The sequence below is a fragment of the Corynebacterium pilbarense genome (assembly GCF_026930265.1).
Lineage (GTDB): Bacteria > Actinomycetota > Actinomycetes > Mycobacteriales > Mycobacteriaceae > Corynebacterium > Corynebacterium pilbarense.
Map to the genome: position 1 here is coordinate 1 of NZ_JANRML010000036.1, position 2,102 is coordinate 2,102.

The window sequence follows — 2,102 nt, forward strand, 5'->3', positions numbered from 1 at the left end:
GAGGATGCTATCAGTCTGTTGTTGGAGCAAGCTCTCACGCGACAGAGGGACGGAATGATGGAGAATTTTTCCCACATCCTTCAACGCCTGTCAATAAAGCGGCCACCTTGGAGGCACCTCGCCTTTCAAGGTACAGGTTAATTTTGATATTCTCGTATTTGAAGGTCAAATAGATGCAAATGCCCTAGATAAATGGTTAAATCTGCTAGAAGGTTATTTCTCTGTTCATAATTTTTTCGACAAGGAAAAGATCACCTTCGCACTCCTTAAGGCTCTCCCCCATGTCAAACATTGGTGGGAAACTTATTGGGAGCAGAGTTCCACAGAGGAGTCTGGAATATATGGGGTCGAGCCCACTTGGGATTTTTTTGTGGATGTGGTAAAGGAACAGTATTACCCTATTGGCAACTATGAGGACCAGTACATGAGATGGACCACACTGCGGCAAGAGAGGGGCCAAGCAGTTCCAGAGTTCACCAATACCTTCCATACCTTGCGCACCAAGCTGGGTATCAAAGACTCCGAGCGACATTTGGTTCTGAAATACCGTGGGGCTCTACACAGATACATCCAAACTGAAATGGATTTTCTGGACATCTCATCACTCGATGCTGCCTATCGATATGCTGTTAAAATCGAGCAGAAATTTAAGCACCAGAACAAATGGGAGTTCGGGTCTGCAAATCCACAACAACCAAAGTATGACAAAGACAACCCTAACAAACAGTCTCCCGAAAACCAGTCCAAGCCACAGGAAAAGAAGGGTCACGGGAAGACAAAGAAGGACACCGGAAAATGGTGTGATTTCCACAAAATCCCCTGGCACAACACCGATGAATGTCGCTCAAAACAGTCATTGGTGGCCGAGATCAAAGACAAGGAGCCGAACCCTTATTCAGAATCTGATTCAGAAAATACTGGAAGGAGACAGATCATCGACGTAGACCCCACTGCTATTGTCACGACCGCAACAATTCAACCAGAAGAACCAACAGATCCTGAAGAGGGGGAGCACCTTTTTCATTCATAGATGTGGGTGAAGGGGACCCCGCTGCATTTTATTGTTGATAGCGGAAGCCAGAAGAACCTCATCTCAGCAGAGGTCGTCAAACAGTTGGGATTGTCGACAACACCACACCCGCAACCATACAGCATTGGGTGGCTTCGCCAAGGATGAGATCTTCATGTCAGCCAGCAGTGTCGATTTTCATATGGCATCCAACCCTTCAAGGATGAGGTATTATGTGATGTTTCCCCACTGGATGTCTGTGATGTTCTCTTGGGCCAGCCATATATGTGGAAATGCCATGCTATTTATGAGTCTCGACCCCGTAGTGTCATTGTTACTCTGGGGGGTCATCTCTATAGGATACCAGAGGTAGTTCCAACTACTGCCCCACCTAAACAGTGCTGCAAGGTAGTATCTCATACTACAAAATTCATCTTCTCCACAATCTGTTCAAAGGGTGAACAGAAGGATACTGCAGCCACCACAGCTTCGGCCAAAGCACCTTCTATCCAACAGAAGCAGGTCGACAAGGTTGCAGCAAAGCACGAAGATTCCTTCTGCACACAGTCATCTAAAATAGCCAAACTGGTTAAAAAGGTCCAAACCTTCCAGCCACAGGTTCGTGACAGATTTCCACAAACTAAGCAGCGCGACTTCTCCAGCAAGGCAAGCAGCTCACCAAGATGCAGATTCAACAAATGCTTTTCCCTCTCCCCCGGGAACTCAACGCAATGGAGACCATTGCTTCCTAAGGAGGGAGGATTGATCCAGGTGGATATCGGTGGCCACCCACCTTTTCCGACTGGCTCAAAACAGTTTTCTAACAATTTTGGCAATTTACTATTTTTAGCAGTTTTTAACTTCTGGGGCCATTTTGAGGGCCCAAATGAAGGTTTTTCAGGATCGAGCTTCTCAATGATAGCCAAAGGAATAATTGAGCCCCCAAAATGAATCTCCTTGACGATACCTTTCCAACGAGCTATTGTGCACCCCAAACGGAGATCGTATGCCAAAGTTACGCCCCTGGGAAGTTGATACACCAAACTACCCAAAACGAGGTCCACAAAAATGTCATCTTTTCATCTTTTGGGGT

The 2,102-nt window shown here is 46.4% G+C and carries 3 protein-coding genes; 2 read left to right on the forward strand and 1 reads right to left on the reverse strand.

Annotated features, from left to right (window positions below):
* Window positions 1–370 precede the first annotated feature (370 nt).
* Together NUW87_RS11255 and NUW87_RS11855 are read left to right on the forward strand one after the other, a co-directional pair.
* On the forward strand, window positions 371–1,030 hold the full coding sequence (locus tag NUW87_RS11255) for a hypothetical protein (protein ID WP_500683254.1): 660 nt from the start codon (window positions 371–373) through the stop codon (window positions 1,028–1,030).
* Window positions 1,031–1,177, forward strand: coding sequence for a retropepsin-like aspartic protease (locus tag NUW87_RS11855; protein WP_369127939.1), 147 nt, complete (start codon window positions 1,031–1,033; stop codon window positions 1,175–1,177).
* A gap of 248 nt (window positions 1,178–1,425) precedes the next feature.
* On the opposite strand, the gene NUW87_RS11260 is transcribed toward NUW87_RS11855, so the two are convergent.
* Window positions 1,426–2,022 (reverse strand): hypothetical protein, encoded by a 597-nt coding sequence (locus NUW87_RS11260; protein ID WP_269028608.1) that lies wholly within the window; start codon window positions 2,020–2,022, stop codon window positions 1,426–1,428.
* Window positions 2,023–2,102: the final 80 nt, after the last annotated feature.